The 24537-nt window shown below is 64.1% G+C and carries 28 protein-coding genes; 13 read left to right on the forward strand and 15 right to left on the reverse strand.

Annotated features, from left to right (window positions below; all coding sequences use genetic code 11):
* Positions 1-149: 149 nt before the first annotated feature.
* Positions 150-1169, reverse strand: coding sequence for a Glu/Leu/Phe/Val dehydrogenase dimerization domain-containing protein (locus tag WM94_RS26290; protein ID WP_015271770.1), 1020 nt, complete (start codon positions 1167-1169; stop codon positions 150-152).
* Positions 1170-1293: 124 nt separating this feature from the next.
* Here WM94_RS26290 and WM94_RS26295 point away from each other — a divergent pair, with 124 nt between their 5' ends.
* Positions 1294-2100 (forward strand): SirB1 family protein, encoded by an 807-nt coding sequence (locus tag WM94_RS26295; protein WP_061552471.1) that lies wholly within the window; start codon positions 1294-1296, stop codon positions 2098-2100.
* Here the strand turns inward: WM94_RS26295 and maiA are convergent.
* From maiA to hmgA, 3 genes are read right to left on the reverse strand one after another with little or no spacing between them, the layout of a single operon-like run.
* Positions 2094-2726 (reverse strand): maleylacetoacetate isomerase, encoded by a 633-nt coding sequence (gene maiA, locus WM94_RS26300; RefSeq protein ID WP_061552472.1) that lies wholly within the window; start codon positions 2724-2726, stop codon positions 2094-2096. The two genes, WM94_RS26295 and maiA, sit on opposite strands and share 7 nt — an antisense overlap.
* Before the next feature lie 12 nt (positions 2727-2738).
* Positions 2739-4031, reverse strand: coding sequence for a fumarylacetoacetase (gene fahA, locus WM94_RS26305; protein ID WP_061552473.1), 1293 nt, complete (start codon positions 4029-4031; stop codon positions 2739-2741).
* A gap of 3 nt (positions 4032-4034) precedes the next feature.
* The gene (hmgA, locus tag WM94_RS26310; protein ID WP_013974188.1) at positions 4035-5336 is read right to left on the reverse strand and encodes a homogentisate 1,2-dioxygenase; all 1302 of its coding nucleotides are present in this window, start codon (positions 5334-5336) and stop codon (positions 4035-4037) included.
* Between the two features lie 174 nt (positions 5337-5510).
* Between hmgA and WM94_RS26315 the strand changes: the two genes are divergently transcribed.
* Positions 5511-6293 carry an IclR family transcriptional regulator gene (locus tag WM94_RS26315; protein WP_061552474.1) on the forward strand — a complete coding sequence of 261 codons (783 nt, stop codon included), beginning with the start codon at positions 5511-5513 and terminating at the stop codon, positions 6291-6293.
* Between the two features lie 352 nt (positions 6294-6645).
* On the opposite strand, the gene WM94_RS26320 is transcribed toward WM94_RS26315, so the two are convergent.
* The 4 genes from WM94_RS26320 to WM94_RS26335 form a co-directional block, all read right to left on the reverse strand.
* On the reverse strand, positions 6646-7560 hold the full coding sequence (locus WM94_RS26320; protein ID WP_024087730.1) for an SDR family oxidoreductase: 915 nt from the start codon (positions 7558-7560) through the stop codon (positions 6646-6648).
* Positions 7561-7780: 220 nt separating this feature from the next.
* Positions 7781-8686, reverse strand: a complete 906-nt coding sequence (locus tag WM94_RS26325; RefSeq protein WP_061552475.1) for an alpha/beta fold hydrolase — start codon at positions 8684-8686, stop codon at positions 7781-7783.
* 176 nt (positions 8687-8862) lie between these two features.
* Entirely contained in the window at positions 8863-9549 is a 687-nt protein-coding gene (locus WM94_RS26330; RefSeq protein ID WP_061552476.1) for an LrgB family protein, read from the reverse strand.
* Positions 9539-9925, reverse strand: a complete 387-nt coding sequence (locus WM94_RS26335; protein ID WP_015271778.1) for a CidA/LrgA family protein — start codon at positions 9923-9925, stop codon at positions 9539-9541. The genes WM94_RS26330 and WM94_RS26335 overlap by 11 nt, the downstream gene beginning before the upstream one ends.
* 96 nt (positions 9926-10021) lie before the next feature.
* Here WM94_RS26335 and WM94_RS26340 point away from each other — a divergent pair, with 96 nt between their 5' ends.
* Entirely contained in the window at positions 10022-10918 is an 897-nt protein-coding gene (locus WM94_RS26340) for a LysR family transcriptional regulator (RefSeq protein ID WP_061552477.1), read from the forward strand.
* A gap of 127 nt (positions 10919-11045) precedes the next feature.
* Here WM94_RS26340 and WM94_RS26345 read toward each other — a convergent pair whose 3' ends face one another.
* The gene (locus tag WM94_RS26345) at positions 11046-11501 is read right to left on the reverse strand and encodes a flavodoxin (RefSeq protein WP_013974195.1); all 456 of its coding nucleotides are present in this window, start codon (positions 11499-11501) and stop codon (positions 11046-11048) included.
* 128 nt (positions 11502-11629) lie between these two features.
* Here WM94_RS26345 and WM94_RS26350 point away from each other — a divergent pair, with 128 nt between their 5' ends.
* Both WM94_RS26350 and WM94_RS26355 read left to right on the forward strand, forming a co-directional pair.
* Complete coding sequence (locus WM94_RS26350) at positions 11630-12058, forward strand: PAS domain S-box protein (RefSeq protein WP_003260703.1); 429 nt, start codon at positions 11630-11632, stop codon at positions 12056-12058.
* A 56-nt stretch (positions 12059-12114) separates the two neighbouring features.
* A complete protein-coding gene (locus tag WM94_RS26355) occupies positions 12115-12732 on the forward strand; it encodes a hypothetical protein (protein WP_024087734.1) in 618 nt (205 codons plus the stop codon).
* Here the strand turns inward: WM94_RS26355 and WM94_RS26360 are convergent.
* Positions 12717-13649, reverse strand: a complete 933-nt coding sequence (locus WM94_RS26360; protein ID WP_039613042.1) for a MerR family transcriptional regulator — start codon at positions 13647-13649, stop codon at positions 12717-12719. The two genes, WM94_RS26355 and WM94_RS26360, sit on opposite strands and share 16 nt — an antisense overlap.
* A 219-nt stretch (positions 13650-13868) precedes the next feature.
* Here WM94_RS26360 and WM94_RS26365 point away from each other — a divergent pair, with 219 nt between their 5' ends.
* The 4 genes from WM94_RS26365 to WM94_RS26380 are packed head-to-tail and all read left to right on the forward strand — an operon-like array spanning position 13869 to position 15840.
* On the forward strand, positions 13869-14429 hold the full coding sequence (locus WM94_RS26365) for a hypothetical protein (RefSeq protein WP_015271784.1): 561 nt from the start codon (positions 13869-13871) through the stop codon (positions 14427-14429).
* A 33-nt stretch (positions 14430-14462) separates the two neighbouring features.
* Positions 14463-15200, forward strand: coding sequence for a dihydromonapterin reductase (folM, locus tag WM94_RS26370; RefSeq protein ID WP_054572761.1), 738 nt, complete (start codon positions 14463-14465; stop codon positions 15198-15200).
* 9 nt (positions 15201-15209) lie between these two features.
* Complete coding sequence (locus tag WM94_RS26375; RefSeq protein ID WP_003260708.1) at positions 15210-15506, forward strand: DUF1244 domain-containing protein; 297 nt, start codon at positions 15210-15212, stop codon at positions 15504-15506.
* Complete coding sequence (locus WM94_RS26380) at positions 15499-15840, forward strand: HopJ type III effector protein (protein WP_003260709.1); 342 nt, start codon at positions 15499-15501, stop codon at positions 15838-15840. Before WM94_RS26375 ends, WM94_RS26380 begins: the two co-directional genes overlap by 8 nt.
* A 44-nt stretch (positions 15841-15884) precedes the next feature.
* Here WM94_RS26380 and WM94_RS26385 read toward each other — a convergent pair whose 3' ends face one another.
* The 3 genes from WM94_RS26385 to WM94_RS26395 all read right to left on the reverse strand — a co-directional run bounded on the left by WM94_RS26385 (position 15885) and on the right by WM94_RS26395 (position 19284).
* Entirely contained in the window at positions 15885-16793 is a 909-nt protein-coding gene (locus WM94_RS26385; protein ID WP_039613043.1) for an alpha/beta fold hydrolase, read from the reverse strand.
* A 167-nt stretch (positions 16794-16960) separates the two neighbouring features.
* Positions 16961-18172, reverse strand: coding sequence for an enoyl-ACP reductase FabV (fabV, locus tag WM94_RS26390; RefSeq protein ID WP_023661196.1), 1212 nt, complete (start codon positions 18170-18172; stop codon positions 16961-16963).
* A gap of 251 nt (positions 18173-18423) precedes the next feature.
* Positions 18424-19284 carry a LysR substrate-binding domain-containing protein gene (locus tag WM94_RS26395; protein ID WP_061552478.1) on the reverse strand — a complete coding sequence of 287 codons (861 nt, stop codon included), beginning with the start codon at positions 19282-19284 and terminating at the stop codon, positions 18424-18426.
* 135 nt (positions 19285-19419) lie between these two features.
* Here WM94_RS26395 and WM94_RS26400 point away from each other — a divergent pair, with 135 nt between their 5' ends.
* Genes WM94_RS26400 through WM94_RS26415 form a run of 4 tightly spaced genes read left to right on the forward strand, consistent with a single transcriptional unit; the run spans position 19420 to position 23554 of the window.
* Positions 19420-20460 (forward strand): agmatine/peptidylarginine deiminase, encoded by a 1041-nt coding sequence (locus WM94_RS26400; protein ID WP_061552479.1) that lies wholly within the window; start codon positions 19420-19422, stop codon positions 20458-20460.
* Positions 20457-21353: an N-carbamoylputrescine amidase gene (aguB, locus tag WM94_RS26405; protein WP_061552480.1), complete on the forward strand. Its 897-nt coding sequence runs from the start codon at positions 20457-20459 to the stop codon at positions 21351-21353. Before WM94_RS26400 ends, aguB begins: the two co-directional genes overlap by 4 nt.
* Before the next feature lie 2 nt (positions 21354-21355).
* The gene (locus tag WM94_RS26410) at positions 21356-22441 is read left to right on the forward strand and encodes an extracellular solute-binding protein (protein WP_082810651.1); all 1086 of its coding nucleotides are present in this window, start codon (positions 21356-21358) and stop codon (positions 22439-22441) included.
* Positions 22442-22444: 3 nt separating this feature from the next.
* Positions 22445-23554, forward strand: coding sequence for an agmatine/peptidylarginine deiminase (locus tag WM94_RS26415; protein ID WP_061552482.1), 1110 nt, complete (start codon positions 22445-22447; stop codon positions 23552-23554).
* Positions 23555-23671: 117 nt separating this feature from the next.
* Here the strand turns inward: WM94_RS26415 and WM94_RS26420 are convergent, their stop codons facing one another.
* Positions 23672-24205 (reverse strand): cytochrome b/b6 domain-containing protein, encoded by a 534-nt coding sequence (locus WM94_RS26420; protein ID WP_023661197.1) that lies wholly within the window; start codon positions 24203-24205, stop codon positions 23672-23674.
* Positions 24202-24468, reverse strand: coding sequence for a PepSY domain-containing protein (locus WM94_RS26425; RefSeq protein ID WP_003260712.1), 267 nt, complete (start codon positions 24466-24468; stop codon positions 24202-24204). The genes WM94_RS26420 and WM94_RS26425 overlap by 4 nt, the downstream gene beginning before the upstream one ends.
* Positions 24469-24537 lie beyond the last annotated feature (69 nt).

Consider the following 24537-nt stretch of genomic DNA (forward strand, 5'->3'; position numbering starts at 1 on the left):
GCCTTGTGCTGCGAAGAGGGTAGTTGAGCAACAGATATTCTTCGGCAGTAATGGCCTCTTCGCAGCGCAAGGCTGCTCCTACAAGTCGGCGCGCCAGGGGTGGGCGCTGGCTTGCCGGCGAGAGGGCCAATGCAAGAACACAAATTACATCAGCCGTAGAGCAACCGCTCCGCCAGCATCTGCGCCACCCGCGCCGGCGAGCGCTTCTCTGCCTGTGCATGGCCAAACACTTCGGTCAGCCGTGAAGGTATCCGCGCCAGGTGCGCAGTGATGGTGCCCAGGTCTTCGCCACGATGGGTAAGTGCCACGTAGATCAACCCACCGGCATTGATCACGTAATCGGGCGCATACAGTATCCCGCGCGACTCCAGCTGGTCGGCTACCTGCAAGGTGGTCAGCTGGTTGTTCGCCGCCCCCGCCACGGCCGCACAACGCAACTGCATCACGCTCTGCCCGTTCAACACCGGCCCCACACCGCAAGGGGCAAAGATGTCGCAAGGGGTACTGATCAACGCATCGTTGGTCACCGGATGGGCATTGAACTGCTCCACCGCCAGCCGCACTCGTCCAGGGTCCAGATCGCTCACCAGCAGGTCCGCCCCTGCCGCATGCAGTTGCTCCGCCAGCGCATAACCGACATTGCCCAGCCCTTGCACCGCAACCCGAAGCCCTTGCAGGTCATCACTGCCAAGGCGGAACGAAGTGGTGGCACGAATGCCGGCAAAAACCCCCATCGCCGCATGCGGTGAGGGATCACCCGAGGCCGTGGTGCTGGTCACATGCGGTGTGCTCTGGGCAATGCAGTCCATGTCCAGGGTCGAGGTGCCGCTGTCCACGGCGATGATGAAGCGCCCTTGCAAGGTGTCGATGAAGCGGCCAAAGGCCTCGAACAGCGCGGCACGGTTTTCCACATGCGGGTTGCGCATGATCACCGCCTTGCCGCCCCCCAATGGCAGGCCAGCCAGCGCCGCCTTGTAGCTCATACCCTGGGCAAGGCGAATGGCGTCTGTCATGGCGCTTTCATCATCGGCATAAGGCAGGTAGCGGCAACCGCCCATGGCGGGGCCCAACTGCTCGCTGTGGATCACCACCACAGCCTTCAGGCCGGTAGGCGGATCGGTGAACAAGTGCAACGACTGGGTACGGGTGCTTTGCATCAGCGCGAACATCGACAGGCTCCCCTACGAGGTGCTCTTTCCAGTATAGGCACGGCCCTTGGGCTGGTAGCGCCGCCGGACCACTGGACGAAACCGCGCACCACGGCTAATACTCAAGCGTGTGTGGAGAAGCCCCATGAAGCCACGTCAAGCCTGCCTGGCCTGCCTGGAACGCGAGCCCGTCGCCCTGCTGGAAGCCGCATTATGGATTGCTGCCGAGCACGACCGAAGCGTCGAGCCCGCGGCCAGCCTTGCCAAGCTGCATGACCTGCAGCGTGAGATAAGCACCAATCTGCCGATGCTGCCGCTGTGCGAACTGGCACAGCCATTGTTGCGCCAACTCAATGCCCTGGGCTTCCAGCAGGATGAATATCACCCGCTGCGCCCGCATGCCGCGATGATGGACAAGGTGCTGCAACGCCGCCGTGGCCAACCGCTGACACTTGCCATCCTCGCCCTGGAACTGGCCCGGCGTCTGTCCATACCCCTTGAGGGCGTAGGCTTCCCTGGCCATTTCCTGCTGCGCGTGCCGGGTGCCGATCACCTGCTTGACCCCTGTGGCGGCCGGCGTCTCTACCCCAACGACTGCCGTGAGCTGCTGGCTCGCCAGTTCGGCCCGCATGTAGCGCTGACTGCCGAGCACATGCGCAGTGCCAGCCCGCTGCAGATGCTGCAACGCCTGTCACGCAACCTGCGCCAGTTGCATATAAGCAACGACAACCACCTGGCGGCACTGACTGATGCCGAGCGGGTCATGCAACTGGGCCCGGTGCAGGTCAGCGACTATGTGACTCGCGCTTCGCTATACCAGCATCTGGATTGCCCGCAGGCCGAGCGCTTTGATCTGGAGCATGCGTTATTGCTGACAGAGGACCCGGTCCAGCGCCTGAAGCTTTCCGAACGTATCGGCAAGCTTCCGGCGGCGAACCGTTCCATTCACTGAGCCGGGCTGTCCGGCTGCCGGGCGGGGTGGGCCTGGGCGAACGCCGCGTGTTCGGCCGCAAGGGCGGCAACCCGAAGGATGCGCGGGAAGCTGTCGAGGTCGACGTTGAAACGTTCGGCCGCGTACAACTGCGGGATCAGATAGACATCCGCCAGGCCCGGCTCATCGCCGAAGCAGAAGCCATGATCGCCTATCAGTTGCTCAACTGCCGCCAACCCTTGGCTGATCCAGTGACCAATCCACTGGTTGACCTGGCTTTCGTCCTGGCCGGCCTGGCGCAGTCGGTTGAGCACGCTGACGTTGTGCAGCGGGTGGATGTCGCAGCCGATGATCGCCGCCACACCCCGCACCTTGGCACGCGCCTCAGCCGTGGCCGGTAACAGCGCAGGTTGTGGATAAACCTCTTCCAGGTACTCGATGATCGCCGGCGACTGCACCAGCAGCTCACCGCCATCGGTACGCAACGCCGGAACGCGCCCCTGCGGGTTGACCGCGACATAACCCGCGCCGCTCTGTTCGCCCTGCAGCAGGTTGACCGGAAGGGACTGGTAACCCAGCCCCTTCAGTGCCAAAGCAATGCGTACCCGGTAGGACGAGGTGGAACGGTAATAGGTGTACAGCTCCATGCCCCTGCCTCCTCAGTTGGCCGCGACGACCTTACCGCGGCATTCGCCGAAACCGATGCTGGCCACGCCATCACGCACGCAGCGGGCACGCAGGATGATCTCGTCGCCGTCTTCGAGGAACTTGCGCACCTCGCCACTGGCCAGTTCCACCGGGTGCTTGCCACCTTCGGTTATCTCCAGCAGGCTGCCGAACGAACCTGGCGTGGCGCCCGACAGCGTGCCCGAACCGAACAGGTCGCCCGGTTGCAGCTGGCAGCCGTTGACGCTGTGGTGCGCGACCAGCTGCGCCACGGTCCAGTACATGCTGCGGGTGTTGCTCAGGGTCAGGCGGTGCGGGGCGAGGCCCTGCTCGCGCATTTGCTCGGTCAGCAGCAATACCTCAAGCTCGATATCGAATGCACCTGCGGCCTGGTCGCGCTTGTCCAGCAGGTACGACAGTGGCTGCGGGTCGCCCTCCGGGCGTGCCGGCTGGGCACAGCGGAACGGCTCAAGCGCTTCGGCGGTAACTACCCAAGGCGAGATGGTGGTGATGAAGCTCTTGGACAGGAACGGCCCCAGCGGCTGGTATTCCCAGGCCTGGATATCGCGCGCCGACCAGTCGTTGAGCAGACACAGGCCAGCCACGTGCTCGGCGGCATCGCCTACCGGGATCGCCTGGCCAATGTCGTTGCCCTGGCCGATCCAGATACCCAGTTCCAGCTCGTAGTCCAGGCGCGCGCAGGGGCCGAAGCTTGGCTCGGTGTGCCCGGCCGGCAGAGTCTGGCCCTTGGGCCGGCGCACATCGGTGCCGGATGGGCGGATGGTCGAGGCGCGGCCGTGATAACCGATCGGCACGTACTTGTAGTTGGGCAGCAGCGGGTTGTCGGGGCGGAACAGCTTGCCCACGTTCTTGGCGTGCTCGATGCCCACGTAGAAGTCGGTGTAGTCACCGATCTGCGCCGGTACATGCAGCTGGCAGGCGCTTGCCGGGTACAGGGCGGCCTGCAGCGCCGCCTGGTGTTCGCTGTGCTCGCCCAGCAGCACCAGCAGGCGCTCGCGCAGGGCAACGCGGGCATTGCGGCCGAGGGCGAAGAATGCGTTCAAGGCCCCACCACGGGTGGCCTCGACAGCGGCCTTGGCGGCACCATCGAACAGGCCGGCGGCCAGCACCGCCTCCAGGTCGAGGATCGCGTCGCCGATGGCCACGCCACAGCGCTTGGCTTCACCCGGCCGGCTGAAGATGCCCAACGGCAGGTTCTGCAGCGGGAAGTCGCTGTGCCCGTTGGCGTGCTCGACCCAGCTACGGGCAATGGCGGTCTGATTCATGGGTTATCTCCGGTTCGGGTTGAAGGTGCTCGGCAAGGTGGCCCAGCAACTATCGTAGTCGGCCTGCAACTGCGGGCATTCAAGGGCTTGCAGGCTCGGGCGCAGCACCTGGCTGGTCTCGAACATGAAGGCCATGGTGTTGTCGATCTTGTGCGGTGCCAGGTCGGCAGCAATAGCCTTTTCGCAGGTTTCGGCGTCGGGGCCATGGGCGCTCATAACCCCGTGCAGCGAGGCGCCACCCGGCAGGAAGCCCTCGGCCTTGGCGTCGTAGGCACCATTGATCAGGCCCATGAACTCGTTCATCAGGTTGCGGTGGAACCATGGTGGACGGAAGGTGTTCTCGGCCACCATCCAGCGTGGCGGGAAGATCACGAAGTCCATGTTGGCCATGCCATGCACGCTGGTCGGCGAGGTCAGCACAGTGAAGATCGACGGGTCCGGGTGGTCGAAGCTGACCGTGCCGATGGTGTTGAAGCGACGCAGGTCGTACTTGTACGGCACGTTGCTGCCGTGCCAGGCGACCACGTCCAGTGGCGAGTGCTGCAGTTCGCAGGCCCAATGTTCGCCCAGGAACTTCTGCACCAGCTGCACCGGGCCATCGGCCTCTTCGTAGTGCGCCACCGGGGTGAGGAAGTCGCGCGGGTTGGCCAGGCCGTTGCTGCCAATCGGGCCCAGGTCCGGGATGCGCAGCGGCGCGCCGTGGTTTTCGGCGATGTAGCCGCGGGCCTCGCCGTCGAGCAGTTCGACGCGGAACTTCATGCCACGCGGGATGACCGCGATTTCCAGCGGCTCGACTTCCATCACCCCCAGTTCGGTGGCAATGCGCAGGCGGCCCTGTTGCGGCACCAGCAGCAGTTCACCGTCGGCGTTGAAGAACACCCGCTCCATCGACCGGTTGGCGCGGTAGATGTAGATGCTCACGCCGGCCGGTTTTTCCGCAGCGGCGTTGGCCACCATGGGCAGCCAGCCCTCGATGAAATCGGTCGGTTCGACGGGGATCGGCTGGGGGTTCCAGCGCAGGCGGTTGGGAGTGATGGGCCCCAGCGGGCCGGTCAGCGGCTGACGCGCCAGGCGTTCGAAACGCGGGTGCAAGGCAGACGGACGAATACGATACAGCCAGGTGCGGCGCAGCTCGCTGCGGGTCATGGTGAACGCCGTGCCCGAGAGCAGCTCGGCATACAGCCCATAGGGCGCCTTCTGCGGCGAGTTCTGCCCGACCGGCAAGGCCCCTGGCAGCGCTTCGCTGGCAAACTCGTTGCCGAAGCCGCTGAGGTAGTGAAGGTCGGGTGACGTATCGCGATTCATCGATGCCTCCGGGCTCTGGCCGAGCCGTTGCGGGCAGCTGGCTGCTGGCCCAGGGCGGGGTGGCAGCGCGTCTGCATTGTTTTTATCGTAATCAGATTACGAATAACGTAATTTGCTACGGGCAATGCGTCAAGCTATAAAGGCGCGACTCGACGAATCCGGAAGAAGATGTCCATGGCAAAAGCCAGCTCCCCCGCCGACAACGGCAAGCAGAAAGTCCGCTCGGCGGAGGTCGGCACCGACATCCTCAAGGCCCTTGCCGAGCTCTCCCCGTCCACCTCCCTGTCACGTCTCGCGGAACATGTGCAGATGCCGGCGAGCAAGGTGCACCGTTACCTGCAGGCGTTGATCGCCAGCGGTTTTGCCGAGCAGGATGCGGCCACCAACCATTACGGCTTGGGGCGCGAGGCACTGCGGGTGGGGCTGGCGGCGCTGGGCAGTATCGATGTGCTGAAGATTGCCGCGCTGCCGTTGTCTCAACTGCGCGATGAGCTGAACGAGAGCTGCTTCGTTGCCGTATGGGGCAACCAGGGCGCGACAGTGGTCAGCATCGAGCCGGCAGTACGCGCGGTCACGGTGGTAACGCAGATCGGCTCGGTACTGCCGCTGCTCACTTCGTCCACCGGGCTGGTGTTCGCCGCCTATCTTCCCGAGCGCGAGACCGTGGAGTTGCGTGACCGGGAACTGGCCGCCCTGCAGCACAGCGCCGCCGACTACCAGGCAGTACTGGCGGGCATTCGTGAACGTGGCCTGCACCATGTGCACGGGCTGTTGATGCCGGGCGTGGATGCGCTGTCGGCCCCGGTGTTCAATGCCATGGGGCAGATCGCCGCGGTGATGACGGTGGTCGGGCCGACCTCGATCTTCCATGCCGACGAGCATGGTCCGGCGGCGCAACGGTTGCTGGCAGCAGCACGGGAAACCAGCTGGCGCATGGGCTATTCGCCCGCCGACTGAGCGCCTTCGGCACTATTGCCCGATACGTAAAGGTGAATGTCATAAGCGGCTATTTTTCCTGCAGGATCAGGCGCTTATTCTTACCTCACTGGCCGGCATGAAGGGCTCTCCCCCCCGCCTTTCAGGCCTGCGAGGTTCACCGACGTAGATTTTGAAGCTCCTTGATCTGACGTCTCGATTGGCCGCTGCGGCTTGCAGCGGCCTTTTTTATCTGCCCTGAAAATTTCCGTCGCCTGTGCTGGCCTCTTCGCGGGTAAACCCGCTCCCACAGAGATATCACTACCCCAGGGGCTTGTGGTGTACCTGTGGGAGCGGGTTTACCCGCGAAGAGGTCAGCACAGGCATACAAGTTTCAGCCCAGCGGATACTTCTGCAAGTTCGCCATCATCTGCTGCAACGCCTGCAAGCTGTCCTGTGGGTGCACTGCCCCGTCGAAGTCGCCAATCCGTGCCCAGTTCTCCGCCACCTGCTCCGGAGTAAAGCCTTCACGCGGATCGAAGCCTACCCCCAGGCTGCGCTCCCAACGCACCTTGCCCACCCAACCGCCACCCACTTCGAACAACTCACCACTGCCCTGGCACTGCTCGCTGCCCAGGTACACAACCAGCGGGCTGACCAGCTCAGGCTTGAGCCGCTCGAACACCTGGGGCGGGATCAACCCTTCGGTCATGCGGGTGCCACCCGTGGGGGCGATGGCGTTGACCAGGATGCCATGCTTGCGCCCTTCGATCGCCAGGGTACGTGTCAGCCCATACAGGCCCAGCTTGGCCATGCCGTAATTGGCCTGGCCGAAGTTGCCGTAGATGCCGGACGTGGAAGCGGTGAAGATCACCCGCCCCCAGTTCTGCTCGCGCAGGTGCGGCCAGGCGGCGCGGGTGACCTTGTAAGCCCCCTCGACATGCACCTGATACACCTGCTCCCAGTCGCTGTCTTCCATCTTGTGGAAGGTTTTGTCACGCAGGATGCCGGCATTGTTCACCAGCACATCGACCCGACCGAAGCTGTCCAGGGCCTGCTCGACAATACGCGCGCCTTGGCTGACCGAATCATGGTTGGCAATGGCACTGCCACCAGCGGCGCGGATCTCCGCTACAACTCGGTCGGCGGCGGAGGCGCTGGCACCTTCACCGTGGGTGGACCCGCCGAGGTCGTTGACCACCACCCGCGCACCACGGGCAGCGAACAGCAACGCATGGGCACGGCCCAGGCCGCCCCCGGCTCCGGTGACTATCACCACGCGATCTTGCAGACAGACAGGCTCGCTCATGCTCATGGCTCCAGGCAGGTTCAGGTAGGCCGAGTGTCCGCCGCCAGCAGCGGGCGGACAATCAAGCTCACGCAGGCTGAATGCCTGGCAATAACGCAGCACGATGGTTATGGGGCCGCTGTACGGCCCATCGCCGGCAAGCCAGTTCCCACACCAACCGCGCCGGCCTCCAGGCCTGCGCTGTATCTGTGGGAGCAGGCTTGCCGGCGATGAGGACCTGTCAGGACCACGCCACTTTCTGCTGGAAACAGCTCAGCGGTTGTTCTCGAAAGGCCAGGTAATGGCGCAGCACCTGCACCGGCGCTTCGGTATGCGGGTAATGGCCGATGCCCTGCAACTGCACGGTGTCCGGCTCCGGCACCAGTTGCCGGTAGCGCTCCACCATATGTGCGCCGGAAAGCGGGTCGACCACGCCATTGATGAAACGCAGCGGCACGCCTTCGTGCTGCATCGCGCCAACCCAGCGGTCCCGGTGCAACCTGCGCTCTGGCATGTAACCCACCAGCTTGTGCAGGATGCGCGTGCCACGGTTGGCGGCTATCAGGCTCCAGAAGTCATCCAGCGCACTTTCACTCGGGTGGGTGCAAGGGCCGTAGACCTGGGTCACGTTGCGCACCAGGTCGTCGCGACCGAACGAGCGCCCTACCAGCCAGCCCAGGCGGCTGAGCAACAGCTTCTGTACCAGCAGCATGCGGCAGCTTTCGGGGAACAGCCCGCTGTTCAGGAACACGCAGCTGGCAATGCTGGCGCGCTGTTCATGATGCCGCGCCAGCATTTCCTGGGCCACACTGCCGCCGTAGTCATGGGCCAGCAGATGCACCGGCTGGTCGACCTTCAGCTCGGCGAGCAAAGCCTGCTGCAGGTCGGCCTGCTCCATCAGGCTATACACGTGATCGACCGGTTTGGCCGAATCGCCAAAGCCGAGCATGTCGCAGGCGATCACCCGGAAGCGCTGGGCCAAAGGCCCCCACAGGTAGTGCCAATCCCAGCTGGCAGTGGGGAAGCCGTGCAAAAGAAGCAGGGGCTCTCCTTGCCCTGCGGTCCAGTAGCGGATGCTCTGGCCCCGGAAGCTGAAACTCTGTCCCCGGGTACGCCAGACGCACAATGGAATTTCGGCCATGGGCATCAGAACGGTCCCGGTGAAGTGGTGTTGGCGGAATAGAGCAAGGCTGCGGTCATTGCATGTCACCTCGGCACTTACATGTGCTCTCTATGTCGAGGCTGAGTCTAGCCAGCAGCCCATCGGCTGGAACTTGCGTTGCCAGCCAGCTTGATGACTTGGCGAGTCAGTGGCACGAACGGTCAGAGGAGCACAGCCAGCAGCGGTGCCGCGAACAGGTTCAGCAGCCCGGTCAGGACCATGACCAGGCCGGCCACCGAACCCTCCTCCCGGCCTACCTCCTGTGCCCGGCTGACACCGGCACCATGGGCGCCCACACCGAACAGCGCGCCCCGCGCCAGCGGCGTGCGCAACGGCAACCAGCGCAGTAGCACGCCGCCGAGCATGGCGCCCAGTACGCCGGTGAACATCACGAACACCGCCGTGAGCTCCGGTACGCCACCCAGGTCATGGGCCAGTGGCATGGCAAAGGGCGTGGTGATCGAACGCGGCACCAGCGACAGGCTGGTCGCGCTGTCCAGCGCCAACATATGAGCCAACCCCCAGGAACTGGCGATCGAAGCGCTGCTGCCGGCGACCATGCCCACCATCAGTGCCGGCCAGTGGCGCGCCAGCATGGCCCGTTGCTGCCAGATCGGCACCGCGAATGCCACGGTCACCGGGCCAAGCACACTCATCAGCCAGTGGGTGTTGCGGGCATACTCGGCATAAGCGGTGTGCAGCGGCACGGCCACCGCCAGCAACAGTACCGGCACCAGGATCAGCGGCGACAGCAGGTAGCGCCCGCTGCGCCGGTACAACCAGCGGCTGCCCAGATACGCCAGCAAGGTCAGGGCCAGCCAGAACAGCGGCATGGGTTCAAGGCTCATGGCGCAACCTCCAGCGGCACACCAGTTCCACGGTCAACGCGGTCACCACCATTACCGTCAGGGTGCTCACGGCAATCACCAGCAGGATGCGCCAGCCCTCGTCACGGATCAGAGCGCCATAATCGAGCAGGCTCATCAGCGCCGGAATGAAGAACAGCAGCATCTCAGCCATCAGCCAGCCGGCGCCCAGTTGCAGCATGGCTGGCTTGAGCACACCTGAGGCAAACAGCAACAGCAGCAATGCCAAGCCCATCACGCCGCCAGGAATCGGCCAGCCCAGCCAAGTGGCAAGCTGGCCACCGAGCAGGAACAGAGCACAGAGGATCGCCAGCTCGACGAGCAGGCGCAGGGCTTTTTTCAACAACGCGGGTTTCATGGGGGGTTCCTCTACAGGCCCTCATTTTAAGTTTTGGCTGCCTAGGCCAGAAGCGAATTGTTAGACTGAACACCATTCCAGAATGGAATTGTGATCATGGAATTCAAACAGCTGCGCAGCTTTATCGAAGTGGTCCACCGCGGCGGTTTTACCCAGGCCGCGCAGACCCTGCACATCAGCCAGTCGGCGGTGAGCAAGCAGGTGGCTCAGTTGGAGCAAGATGTGGGCCAGCCGCTGCTGGAGCGCCAGGCCTCGCAGTTGCACCTGACCGCTGCCGGGCGCATCGTCCTGGAGCGCGGCGAAGCCTTGTTGCGCCAGCGTCAGGCATTGCTCGGCGAACTGGACGACCTAAGCCAGATGGGCCGCGGCGAACTGCGGCTGGGCCTGCCGATGCTGGGCAGCGACGCGCTGTTCGCCGGGTTGTTCGCCGAATATCGGCGGCGTCACCCGAACATTACGATCCACTTGCTCGAAGGTGGCAGTCGCAGCATCGAACAGGCGGTCAGGAGTGGCGAACTGGAACTGGGGGGCAGCCTGACGCCCAGTGACGAGGCGTTCGACTACCAGCCGTTCTGCAACGAGCCAATGGATGCACTGTTGCCTGCCGGGCACGAGCTGGCAGGCCAGGAAGTGGTAGATCTGCGGCAGCTGGCCGATACCCCGTTCCTGCTTTACCAGCGCAGTTTCGTGCTCAATGACCGGTTGCTGAAGGCGTGCCAGCAGCAGGGCTTTACCCCCAAGGAAGGCGGGCGCAGTGGCCAGGCGGACTTCCTCGCGGCGCTGGCGGCAGCGGGCCAGGGCGTGGTGCTGCTGCCCCGTGTGGTGGCGAAAGCGCTGGAGCGCCCCGGTGTGGTGCGCCTGCCCCTTCGCTCGCCGGCGGATTTGCGTTGGGATATCGCGTTCATCTGGCGGCGCGGGGCGTATCTGTCACGGGCGGCGCAGGCGTGGTTGGCGCTGGTGAGCGAGTGGCCGGTGCTCGGCAGCAAGGGATGAGTTGCCCTTGCCGGCCTCTTCGCGGGTAAACCCGCTCCCACAGGAACACCACAGCCTCTGAAATCTGTGCAGTACCTGTGGGAGCGGGTTCACCCGCGAAGAGGCCGGTACAGGCGAAAAATACCCGTCAGGCTTTAAGTGTACTCACCAACTCAGCCAACCAAGGCTCTGCATCCGCCTCCGGAGTCACCGTCTCGCTGGCATCCAGGCGCAACATCGGCTGCACTTCGCGCACGCCCAGTTCGGCAAACAGTTCGCGCATCTGCTCGCCTCCACCGCAATAGGTATCGCCATAACTGCTGTCGCCCAAGGCAATCACCGCACCCGGCAGGCCACGCCAGGCCGCAGGCAGGGTATCGCGAATGCTGCAATACAACGGCATGAGGTTGTCCGGCAGTTCGCCCATGCCAGTGGTCGAGGTCACGGCCAGCAAGGCGTCGGGGGCGAAACCTTCAAGGTCCTGCAAGGTGGCGCGCGCCGCATGCCAGGCCTCCAGGCCAGCAGCCTTGAGCAGCGATTCAGCGTGACGGGCGACTTCTTCGGCGGTGCCATAGACCGATCCGGAAATAATGGCGACTTTCATCGGGTAGAGGATTCCGAAACTGAGTGAAAACGTAGGATACTAGCATCCGGCGCTGGCAAAAGGCCGCCTCTACCAAAGTCACCATCCTCAACCCTGCTTCGCACCTTTGTTCACTCAATGGCCCGAACATGATCAATGCGCAACTACTGCAATCCATGGTCGATGCGTCCAACGACGGCATCGTGGTCGCCGAACAGGAAGGCGACGACACCATCCTCATCTACGTGAACGCGGCCTTCGAACGCCTGACCGGCTACGGCCGTGACGAAATCCTCTATCAGGATTGCCGCTTCCTGCAGGCCGACGACCGCGACCAGCTTGGCCGCGCCCGCATCCGCAAGGCCCTGGCCGAAGGCCGCCCGTGCCGCGAAGTGCTGCGCAACTACCGCAAGGATGGCAGCCCTTTCTGGAACGAACTGTCGATCACCCCGGTAAGGCACGATGCCGAACAGCGCACTTACTTCATCGGCATTCAGAAAGACGTTACTCGCCAGGTCGAACTGGAGCGGGAACTGGCGCAACTGCGCGTTCGTCAGAAACCCGACGAACGCACCTGAACCAAGTTCGCCACGCACGGTCAATCCCGTTGAAGAAATCGCCATCGAGTTCGATCATGCAAGCAGAAGCGCTCCTGACCCAGGACGAGCTGGACTTCATACAGAACATGCAGCATTCGCCGCAGTTGAACCTGGCCGACCCCATGTCGAGCCTGCTGGTCAATGGCGACCATCGCATCCAGAGCTTGCTCACCCGCTTGGTGGCCAACGAGCAGGTAACCCTGCAGGCCCAGTTCAACAACCAGCAAATCAGCTTCCCGCTGCAACTGGTGGAAGACGAGTTCCACGCCCTGCACCTGCAACTGGGCTCACCGGAAATCTACGAGGACGGCCCCATGCTGCGCCCCTGGCGCCTGTCGATGGAGAAGCCGAGCGCACTGCTCGATGCCCATGGGCAGGAAACTGGCCTGTGGGTTCGCGAGATCTCGTTCAAGGGTACATTGCTGGAAGTCCGTGGCCTGCCAGCGGCACCAGCCCACTTCGAATTGCGTTTCGCCCCTGATGGCATCCCCCCCATCGAACTGCATGGCGTGCTGGGCCGGCGCATCGGCCCGGACCTGGCAGCCTACGACCTCAGCCAAAGCCCGGCCGAAGAGATCGAACGCCTGCGCGACTACATCCTCCAGGCCCATCGCCGGGCCCACCCCGAGCTACACACTCAGGTATCGAACTGACCGGCCAGAAACTGCCGCAAACGCTGGCGCATCACGCTACCCTGCGCACCCAGGCAAGCGATCGGGCTGCCAGCCAGGCTGTCCTGTGCCAGTTCCGCCGCTTCACCCGCCAGTAACAACGGGCACTCCAGCCCTGCCACCAGGCGCGTCAGCCGCCGTGTGAGCTCCGCCGTGGGCGGCTGATGGGAAAACAGCACCAGGGCATCCGGTTTCAGGCGTTCGCAGACCAGTGCCAGTTCTGCCAGCGGCTGCCCGCTCGCCAGTGGCGTCACGCCAACTTCATCGCTGCCCAAGGTCAGGCTGGTCACCAGCAAATCCAACTCGTGGCACTGCCCCGGCAATGGCGCCAGCAGCACCATGCGGCTGCGCGGCGCACGGGCGAGTTGCAAGCGGGTATACACCCGTCCACGCAGGAACTGATCGAGGAACAGCCACTCGCTGGCCTGCCCGTAGCCGCCCTGACCGGCCGCCAGGTCATGCCACACCGGCATGAACACTTCACTGAATACCTGGTCCAGGGTGCAGGCGGCAAATACCTCGTCGAACAGGCGGTCCAGGCCGACAAGGTCAAAACGTTGTAACGCCTGACGAATCTGCTGCTGCCAGCGCCCCCAGGCGCCCGTCGCGCCACCTGCCTGCCCGGCACGGGCATGGTCGCGCGCGAGGATGCTGGCAACCTTGCTTACCGCCACGCCGCGCTCCAGCCAGCCAAGGATGCGGCGGATGTCATCGATGTCGGCCTGGGAATAAAGGCGGTGGCCGCTTTCGGTGCGGGTTGGCTGGATCAGACCGTGGCGGCGCTCCCAGGCGCGCAAGGTCACGGCATTGACGCCGGTCAGGCGGGAAACCTCACGGATCGGAAACAGGTCCTGCGCGAGGCCCGCATCGATTACCGGATTCAGTCCCTGTTCGTTCATCTGCACGGGGTTCCCTGTGTGTCCAAGTTGAACACCTAGTCTACTACGGCAATACCAGACGCTGGGGCGCAACCGTTTGCCGGCTTACAGTTGCCGAAGATCGCAGATGGGCGATAATCCGCGCCCGATTCTTGCATGCATGCCTGTGTCGCCCACCACCCCGGGCCACTCAGCCAAAGGGGCCGGCTACCCGCCAGCCCCGTTGCCAGGAGATACACGATGTCTACCCCACCCGTCACCTTGATGGTGTCGCGCCGCGCCGCCCATGGCCGCTACCAGGACTTGCTGGCCTGGCTGCATGAAGGCGAGCAGCTGGCCACCGACTTCCCCGGCTACCTTGGCTCGGGCATCCTCGCGCCCCCCCGCGACAGCGACGAATTCCAGATCATCTTCCGTTTCAGCGACGAGCCGACTCTGCATGCCTGGGAACATTCCGCCTCGCGTCGGGCCTGGTTGCAACGCGGCAACGGGCTCTTCGAACGCCCCAAGGAAGCGCGCGTGAGTGGCATCGACGACTGGTTTGGCACCAACATGGTGCAAAAACCACCACGCTGGAAGCAGGCTGTGGCCATCTGGCTGGCCTTCTTCCCGGTCTCGCTGGTGTTCAACCTGGTGTTCGGCCACTGGCTCGCTGCGCTGGACCTGGTACCACGGGTACTGCTCAGCACCCTTGGCCTGACGCCGGTGATGGTCTACCTGTTCATCCCCCTGTCCACCCGTTTGCTGGCCGGCTGGCTGCATGCGTCCCCCGCCCCTGCCGGCGCCCTGCGCAGCCGCTGAGGCCAGGCCGTACACGCGGTAGACAGTTCGGGTATGCTGGGCGGCAACCAAAGGACAGACAAGTTGACCGCCCCGAACATGAACAGCCCCATTCTCGTTACCGGAGCCAGCCAGCGCGTCGGGCTGGCCCTGGCCCTTGAACTGGCACAGGCCGGCCATACGGTGGTCAGTGCCAGCCGCAGCGTCCAGCCACAGGCGGCCCACCCGAACATCGTGCAGTTCCAGGCCGACCTGTGCCAGCTGGCCGATCGACAGGCCCTGATCGACTACTTGCACAACCATTACGACGGCCTGCGCGCGATCATCCACAACGCCTCGTTGTGGCTCGACGATGGCCTCGACAACCTCGAGACCATGTTCCGCCTTCACGTCGAAGCGCCCTACCACCTCAACCTGGCCTTGGGCGACCTGCTGGCCAAGGTGGAAAAGGCCGACATCATCCACATTTGCGACGAAACCTCTTCGCGCGGCAGCAAAAGCCACATCGGCTACGCCGCGACCAAGGCCGCGTTGCAGAACATGGTGCTGTCTTTCGCCGAAAAATATGCGCCCAAGGTGCGTGTGAACGGTATCCTGCCCGGGCTGCTGATCCTCAAGGAAGGGGGTGACGAAACCTACCGCCAGCAGACCTTGAAAAAGGCCCTGCTGGAGTTCGAACCCGGCGCCGGCCCGCTGATCGAGACGGTCAGGTACCTGCTCGCCAGCCAGTACAGCACCGGCAGCCAGGTGGTCATCAACGGTGGCCGCCACCTGAAGAACCGCATGACCTGAGAGAAGCCCATGACCCCACAGCAACAGCTCGAACTCGAGGCCGCCGCGTTCCGGCGCCTGGTCGAACACCTGCAGAAGCGCACCGACGTGCAGAACATCGACCTGATGAACCTGTCCGGCTTCTGCCGCAACTGCCTGTCCAAGTGGTACAAGGCCGCGGCTGACGAGCGCCAGCTCGACCTGAGCCTGGATGATGCCCGCGAAGCGGTGTACGGCATGCCTTACGCCGAGTGGAAAGCCCAATACCAGAAAGAAGCCAGCGCCGACCAACAAGCGGCGTTCGAAAAAGGAAAACCCCGTGACTGACCTGAACACCCTGCGCGCCAGCCTGGCCAGCGGCCAACACGTGTTTGCCGACACCCTGGCGTTCATTGCCGACAACTACAGCTACCAGCCACAGGCCTTCGACAATGGCGGCGTGGCAAATGCGGCCGGGCAGAACGAAGGTTCGTGCAAGACCCTGGGCCTGGCGCTGCTGGAAGGGCTGAGCGACCAGGAAGCGCTGCTGGCCTTTGGCGAGCACTACCGTGACGTGGTGGCCACGCCCGAGGGCAGCGACCATGGCAATATCCGTGCGCTGATCAAGCATGGGCTGGCGGGCGTCAAGTTCGCCGAGCTGCCGCTTGCGCGCAAGGCTTGAGATTTTGGGGCCGCTCCGCGGCCCTTTCGCCGGCGCAGACAGCATCAACCCATGATCCTTCCTGGGACCTCACCCGCCAACCCACCCTGCTGCAACCACTGCAAGGCCACCGGCCACAAACTTTCGCGAAAGCGGTCATGGAAGAACGCGAAATGGCCAATTTCATCGACCGAGATATCCACAGGCGCAATACGCAGGTGCTGGCGCTCGGCGCCCTGCAGATAACCCAGCAAACGCTCGGTCGCCGCCACGGTACCAAAGGGATCATCGGTCAGGCTGATGGCCAGCGTCGCCGCCCGCACCTGAGCGAACGGTAGTGCCTCCAGTGCACGCCCGCTGGGTCGGTGCTCATAGCGCGGGGTACGGGTGGTCCAATCGTGCACCACGCCGGATGGCGTGTCCTCCAGCCAACCCAGACGCTTGCCGGGAAAGTAACCGAACACGCGGGTGAGCAGCGGCATTACCACATGCCACTTGCAGAACAGCTGCCAACGCTGGTCAGCCGCATAATCACGCCAGTAGGCGAATTGCGCGCCAACCATCACCACCCGGCGAACCTTGCTCGCCGACGGTGCCAGCCCCACTGCGCACCCGCCAAAACTGTGCCCCACCACGTCCACCGGCTGACCGGGGAAATGTTCTGCTGCATGCACCAGCATGGCTTCGAAATCCAGCCGGCCCCAGTCGCTCCAGGATGCCTGAAAGCCACGCAGCGAGGCCGGGCGGGATTCGCCAATGCCACGGTAATCGTAGGTCAGCACATCGCACCCCTGGGCAAACAGGTGGTCGGCGAAACGCGAGTAGTAACGGCAGCGTACCGAGGTGGCAGCATTGATGATCACCAGCGGGCGCTGGCGGTCAGGTCGGGCGTGGCGCCAGCGAAAACCGCCGAGGCTGTAGCCGTCGGCTGCGGTATGGCGAAAGGCAGTGGCGGGTTGGGTGAGGCTGCTCATGGCACATTCCCTGTCATTGTGCGCCAAAGCTAGCAAAGATTTTATAGCCTGTACCGGCCTCTTCGCGGGTAAACCCGCTCCTACAGGTACTCCATTCCCCTCAAGTTAGAAGTGATCCCTGTGGGAGCGGGTTTACCCGCGAAAGGGCCGGTACAGGCCGACAGCGATTACAGCTCGATGCAGTCGAACTTCACATCGGTAGCCACGTCTTCGTCATAGTTGACGTCAGCGCGCTCGAAGCCGAACAGGTTGAGGAACTGCTTCTTGTAACCGGCATAGTCGGTCAGCTCGAACAGGTTCTCGGTGGTCACCTGTGGCCACAGCGCCTTGCAAGCGTCCTGCACGTCATCACGCAGTTCCCAGTCGTCCAGGCGCAGGCGGCCCTTCTCGTCGACCTCGGCCGGCGCGCCGTCGGCACGGTACATGCGGTCGCGGTACATGCGGTCCAGCTGGTCCTGGGTGCCTTCGTGAACACCCTTCTCCTGCATGATCTTGAACACCATCGACAGGTACAGCGGCATCACCGGGATGGCCGAGCTGGCCTGGGTAACCACCGACTTCAGCACCGCCACGTTGGCGCCGCCCTTCACTTCATCGGCCAGCTTCTTGTCCAGGCGCAGGGCGGTTTCGTCCAGGTCCTGCTTGGCCTGGCCCAGCGCACCGTGCCAGTAGATCGGCCAGGTGATGTCGCTGCCGATGTAGCTGAAGGCCACGGTGCGGGCGCCTTCGGCCAGCACGTTGGCACCAGCCAGGGCGTCGATCCACAACTGCCAGTCCTGGCCACCCATGACGGTGACGGTGTCGGCGATTTCCTGCTCGGTAGCCGGCTCGATGCTGGCCTCGATGATGGTGTCCTTGTTGGTGTCGATGGCGGTCGACTTGTACGGCTGGCCGATCGGCTTCAGGGCCGAACGCACCAGTTCACCGGTCTGCGGCAGCTTGCGCACTGGCGAGGCCAGCGAGTAGATGACCAGGTCGACCTTGCCGCCCATTTCGTTCTTGATCAGCTCGATGACCTTGGCACGGGCTTCGTCGGAGAAGGCGTCACCATTGATCGACTTGCTGTACAGGCCCTCGGCCTTGGCGAACTTGTCGAAGGCTGCAGCGTTGTACCAACCAGCGGTACCGGCCTTGGTCTCGGTGCCTGGTTTTTCGAAGAACACGCCCAGGGTGTCGGCCTTGAAGCCGAACGCCGCGGTGATGCGGGCTGCCAGGCCGTAGCCGCTGGAAGCACCGATGACCAGGACCTTCTTCGGGCCATCCTCGCGCACGCCCAGCTTGCGGGTGGCTTCGATCTGGTCACGGACGTTGAGCTCGCAGCCCTTCGGGTGAGTCGTGGTGCAGATGAAACCGCGGACCTTAGGATGAATGATGGCCAATGTCTGTACCTCGTCAGGTTTATGCCGGGGGAAGCGCCGCCATGGGCGATTCCGGTTGATCAGAGGGTGAGACTACCCCCGCAGGTTATCCGACACATATTACGGGGTGATCTTGGGGATGCAAAACGGTGGATTACCTGTACCGGCCCTATCGCCGGCAAGCCAGCTCCCACAAAGACGGCGCAAAACTTGAGCCCTGTGAGGGACCTGTGGGAGCTGGCTTGCCGGCGATAGGGCCTGTGCAGGCAACATCAATCTGACAAGAGAGCCTCTTTCAGCCATTCCAGGAACTGCCGGGCCAGCAGATCATCCTGGCTGTCCCGATGCACCAGGCAAGCCCACGCCGGCCCACGCACGCGCTGCGCCGACAAAGCCTGCAAACGCCCCTCCTCCACCGCCCGCCGCGCCAGCAACTGGCTGACCAGGGCCACCCCCAACCCCTCGCTCGCCGCATCCAGCAGCAGCCCGGGGTCGGAAAAGTTCAGCCCCTTGCCCTGCTGCCCCACATCCTCGCCACCCTCCAGCTGCCAGTGGCTCCAGTCCATTTCGCGCTCGCCATGCAAGGTGGTGCGCCGCGACATCGGCGTTTGCAGCAACGCCGGGTGGCAGGCCGGGTACAGCTGGTCCTGGTGCAGCACGTTGAAGCTGCACTCGGCCTGGGCACTGAGGTCATCGCGGATGGCCAGGTCAATGGTCTCGGTCGCCATGTCCGGCACTTCGAAACTGGTGAACAGCCACAAGTCGACATCCGGGCAGCGCTGGTGAAAGTCGGCCAGCCGCGGCAGCAGCCAGTGCCTGGCAAAGGCCGGGCTGGTGTTGACCACCAGTTGATTGGGCTTGCGGTACTGGTCGAGCCGGCGAATGCCCACCGCCAGGTGCTGCAGCAGCGACTGCGTGGTGCTGAGCAGGTCGTGCCCGGCGTCGGTCAGGCTCACGCTGCGGCCACTGCGGTGGAACAGCGGCTGCTCCAGGTAGGTTTCCAGGCTGCGAATCTGCTGGCTGATGGCCGACTGGGTCAGGTTCAGCGCTTCGGCGGCCTTGTGGAAGCTGCCCAGCCGCGCAGCGGCTTCGAAGCCGCGCAGGGCATTCAGGGGTGGCCAGTGTTTGAGCATGATTGATAAGCCCTGCTGATCAGATGTGCGCTAAATCTATCGTTTGTCGCAGGCCAAGCCTAGCCATAGCATGGACATCAACACCCGCGACGGCGGGCTTCGTTGATAAAAATCCTTAATTGATCGGAGTTCTCTATGCACCTGTCCCTCGACAGCGGCTGGCGCATGCCCGCCGAATGGGCCCGCCACGCTGCCACCTGGATGGTCTGGCCACACAACCAGGCCCTGTGGGAAAGCGGCTGGCACGTGCGCCTGGCCGACGTACAGCAGGACTACGCCCGGGTCGCGGCAGCCATCGCCCGTTTCGAGCCGGTGAAGATGGTGGTCGACCCTTCGGCCTGGCAAAGCGCACGTGCCCTCTGCGGCGCCAATATCGAACTGGTCGAAATGGCCGTGGACGACAGCTGGTGCCGGGACAGCGGCCCAAGCTTCGTCTGCCACCCACAGCATGGCCTGGCCGGCCTGAGCTGGCGCTTCAACGCCTGGGGTGGCAAGTCGCAGCACGGCCAGGACCGCAGCCTCGGCCGGCGCATCCTCGACCACCTGGGCCTGGACGGTTTCAGCACGGCGCTGTGCAACGAAGGCGGGGCGATTCATGTGGACGGCGAAGGCACCTTGATCACCACCGAGTCGGTGCTGCTCAACCCCAACCGCAACCCTGGCGTGAGCAAGGCTGAGTTCGAGGCCTGCTTCGCCCGCTACCTGGGCATCCGCAAGACCATCTGGCTACCGGGCGACCCACAATACATCACCGGCGACATGACCGACGGCCACGTCGACGGTGTATGCGCCTTCGCCCGCCCCGGCGTGCTGCTGGTCGATGCCACCCATGACCAGCATTCGGTGTACGCCGAAGTCGTGCGGGAAAACCGCCGCGCCCTGGAACTGGCCACCGACGCGCAAGGCCGGCACTTCGAGCTGCTCGACCTGTATGAAGCCAGCGCCGCCGTCGACCAGGACGCCGAGGTATTCTGCGCCTCGTACACCAACTTCTACATCGCCAACGGCGCGATCATCATGCCGGCCTATGGCATCGCCGCCGACCAGGAAGCCGCCTCGCAACTGGCTCACGCGTTCCCGGGCCGGGAGATCGTACCGGTGCGCATCGACCACATCGCCCATGGCGGTGGCGGCATTCATTGCATCACCCAGCAACAACCCGAGGTGCAGCCATGAGCCTGCTGCGCATCGCCACCACCCAGATGCCATGCAGCTGGGACCTGCCTGGCAACCTCGACCGCGCCGAACAACTGGTACGCCAGGCCGCCGCCAAGGGCGCCCAGGTGATCCTGCTGCAGGAGCTGTTCGCCACCCCTTATTTCTGCATCGAACAGGACCACCAGCACCAGGCCCTCGCCCAGCCCTACCCCGCCAGCCCGATCCTGCAGCGCTTCGCCGCACTGGCCGGCGAGCTGGGCGTGGTGCTGCCGCTGAGCTGGTACGAGCGCGCCGGCAATGCCTTCTTCAACTCGTTAACCGTGGCCGATGCCGATGGCCGCCTGCTTGGCGTCTACCGCAAGACCCACATCCCCAACGCCATCGGCTACCAGGAGAAGGAATACTTCAGCCCCGGCGATACCGGCTTCAAGGTTTGGGACACCGCCTTCGGCCGCCTGGGCATCGGCATCTGCTGGGACCAGTGGTTCCCCGAGACCGCCCGCTGCCTGGCACTGATGGGCGCCGAAGTGCTGCTGTTCCCCACCGCCATCGGCTCCGAGCCCGGCTGTGCCGAACTGGACTCGCGCGACCACTGGCAGGTAGCCATGCGCGGCCACGCCGCCGCCAACCTGTTGCCGGTGGTGGCGGCCAATCGGGTGGGCGAGGAAGTCGCAGCCAGCGACGCATCGTTGGCCATGCGCTTCTATGGCTCGTCGTTCATCTGCGACCACAAGGGCGCCATGCTCGCCGAAGCCGACCGCGACAGCAGTGGCATCTGGCTGCACGACCTGGATCTGGCCGGCATGCGGGAAGACCGCCTGAGCTGGGGCATCTACCGCGATCGCCGCCCGGAGATGTACACACCGCTGCTGACCCTGGACGGCACTCACCCACACACCCTGAGGGCATGAGCATGAAACGCCACGTTCTGGCCGCCTTGGCGCTGGCTGTCTGCGCCTGCCAGGCTCAGGCCGAGCAGCCCGTGCTGCGCCTGTACAACTGGGCCGACTATTTTGCCGAGGACACCCTCAAGCAGTTCACGGCCGAAACCGGCATCCAGGTGATCTACGACGTGATGGATGGCAGCGAAGTGCTCGAGGCCAAGCTGATGTCCGGGCGCAGTGGCTACGACCTGGTCTTCCCCGGTGATACCGTCGCCGAGCGCCTGATGCACGCCGGCAGCCTACAGCCACTGGACCACAGCCGCCTGCAGGCCCTGGACGACATCGAGCCCGGGCTGCGTCAGCTGCACGCCCGGTACCCCAAGGCCAGCCAGGCGACCGTGCCCTACACCTGGGGCACCATCGGCCTGATGGTGAATGCCGACAAAGTCCGCCAGCGCATGCCCGATGCACCGCTGGACAACCTCGACCTGCTGTTCAAGCCGGAGCTGGCAGCTAAATTCGCCGACTGCGGTATTTCAGTCATCGATTCACCCGACGAAGTGCTGGCAGTGGTCCTCAACTACCTGGGCCGCGAGCCACGCAGTGCCAAGCGCGAGGACCTGGCCGCAGCCAGCGAACTGCTCAAGGCGATTCGCCCGTACGTGCGCAAGTTCCAGTCGCAACCAGTGACCGAACTGGTCAACGAGAACCTGTGCCTGTCACTGGGCTACAGTGGCGACGTGATCCAGGCGCAGCGTACCGCCGAAGCCGCGGGCAAGCATCTCGACTTCCAGTACCGCGTGCCGCGCCAAGGCACCACGGTGTGGATGGATACCATGGCCATCCCGGCCGATGCCAAGCACCCGGAATACGCCTATCGTTTCATCAACTTCGTCATGCGCCCGGCGAACATGGCGGCCATCAGCAACTTCACCGGTTACCCTACCGCCAGCGCCAAGGCACGCCAGGCAGTGGATCCGCGCATGCGCGAAAACCCCGATATCTACCTCGACCAAGCCACCTATGCCCGGCTGATCCCGGGCCGCGATATCCCAAAGGCCGACATGCGTGCACGCATGCGCGTGTGGACCCGCTTCAAGACTGCACAGGACTGAGCCATGCCAAGCCGTAGAACCTTCCTGCAACTTTCGCTGGCCGCCGGCCTCGGTGCCAGCCTCGGCCTGCCGCTGGGCCTGGCCCGCGCCGAAGAACCGGGGCGCTGGTTCATGCCGGACGAAGGCGAGCCGCAGCAACGCGCATTCATCGCCTTTGGCGCCCAGGATGCGATCTGGGAGGACTTCACCGCCGATGTGCAGGCCGCCCTCGGTCGCATCGCCCAGGCCATCGCGCGCTATCAGCCAGTGACGGTGTTCTGCCGGGCCAGCGAGCGCGAGCTGGCCGAGCAGCACTGTGCCAGCCAGCGCACAAGTTTCGTCGAGTGCGAGCTGGACGACATCTGGATGCGCGACATCGGCGCCAACTTCGTCGTCGATGATGACGGAGCTCTGGCGGCGGTGGACTTCAACTTCAATGGCTGGGGCAACAAGCAACGTCACCGCAACGATGCCCAACTGGCCAGACACGTGACCACGCTGGCCGGTGCCCGCTACCAGCGCAGCGACCTGGTGGGTGAAGGCGGCGCCATAGAGGTGGACGGCCACGGCACGGGCATCATGACCGAGAGCAGTTGGGTCAACGCCAACCGTAACAAAGGCTGGAGCAAGGCCGAGATCGAGGCGGAGCTCAAGGAAAGGCTGGGGCTGAGCAAGATCATCTGGCTACCGGGCATCGCCGGCCAGGACATCACCGACGGGCATGTGGACTTCTATGCCCGCTTCGTCAGGCCGGGGGTGGTGATTGCCAACCTGGATAACGACCCGGACTCGTATGACTACGCCGTGACGCGCAAGCACCTGGATATCCTCAAGCGGGCCACCGATGCCGAGGGCCGCAGGTTGCAGGTGCATGTCGTGTCGCCGCCGCTGCACGGGCGGCGCAACAGGTTCAGCAAAGGTAATGACGACTTTGCCGCTGGGTACATCAACTACTTCGTGATCAATGGCGCGATCATTGCGCCACAGTTTGGCGATGGGGCGGCGGACGAGAAAGCGCGGGGGCTGCTGGCGGCGTTGTATCCGGGGCGGGATATCGTGCAGTTGGATATCGATGCCATTGCTGCGGGGGGCGGGGGGATTCACTGTGTAACCCATCAGTGCCCGGCTGTGTAGCAGAGTTGCCTGTGCTGGCCTCTTCGCGGGTAAACCCGCTCCCACAGGTACTGCGCAAACCTTGAGTTTTGCACAATCCTTGTGGAAGCGGGCTTGCCCGCGAAGAGGCCGCCACAGTCAATCGCGGTGCCGACGGCGCCCCGTGATCATCGACCACGGCAGGTTTTCCCGCATGCGCACGCTCTCGTAGATGGCCGCCAGCACATGGACGCAAACCAGCACCAGCAGCGCGTTGGCCAGCCAGCTGTGCAGGTCCATCGGCCAGTCGACACCAAACAGTGCGTCCACCTCCTGCGACGCCCACCCGGTAAGGCCCAGGCCGGCGATGCAAGTCAGCATCAGCACCATCACCAGGGCGCCAATCGGCGAATGCCCCATATGATGGTCAAGCCCCCCATGCAGCAGCGCACGGGCATGTCCGACCAGGCTTGCCGGGGATGGCCAGAAATCGGCCCAGCGCGCGCTGCGTGGCCCGACAAAGCCCCAGACCACACGCACCACCACAACGGCCAGTGCGTAGTAGCCCAGCCACTGGTGCCAGTCTTCACCCTCTTCGTTGAAGAAGTAGTTGGCGAAGAACACCACGGCGATCGACCAGTGGCACAGCCGCAGTAGGGGGTCCCACAGCTGTACCGTGCCGTCGCTGTTCAATCGTGGTACTCGGTCTTGACTGCCTTGCCCGTCACTGGGTCATGGTAGATCTCGACCTTCTTGCCATCCTTGTCGAAACCGTAGATCTCGTAGCAGTTACCCTTGGTGACCTTGAACTTGTTGATCTTGTAGCCCTGCTCCTTGAGCTGCGCCTGGAATTTTTCCTGATCCTGCCAGGTGCTTTTGTCAGCGGTGGTGCATTCGGTGGCGGCGAATGCAGCGCTGCTGCCGATCAGGAGGGTCATGGCGATCAATGTACGCATGGGCATGTGCTCCCATCCAGATGAGTGTAATAGCGCATCCCTGAGCATAGTTCCGCAGGTCGCTTCGCG

The organism is Pseudomonas sp. ABFPK, assembly GCF_001586765.1.
In the GTDB taxonomy this organism is placed as follows: domain Bacteria; phylum Pseudomonadota; class Gammaproteobacteria; order Pseudomonadales; family Pseudomonadaceae; genus Aquipseudomonas; species Aquipseudomonas asiatica.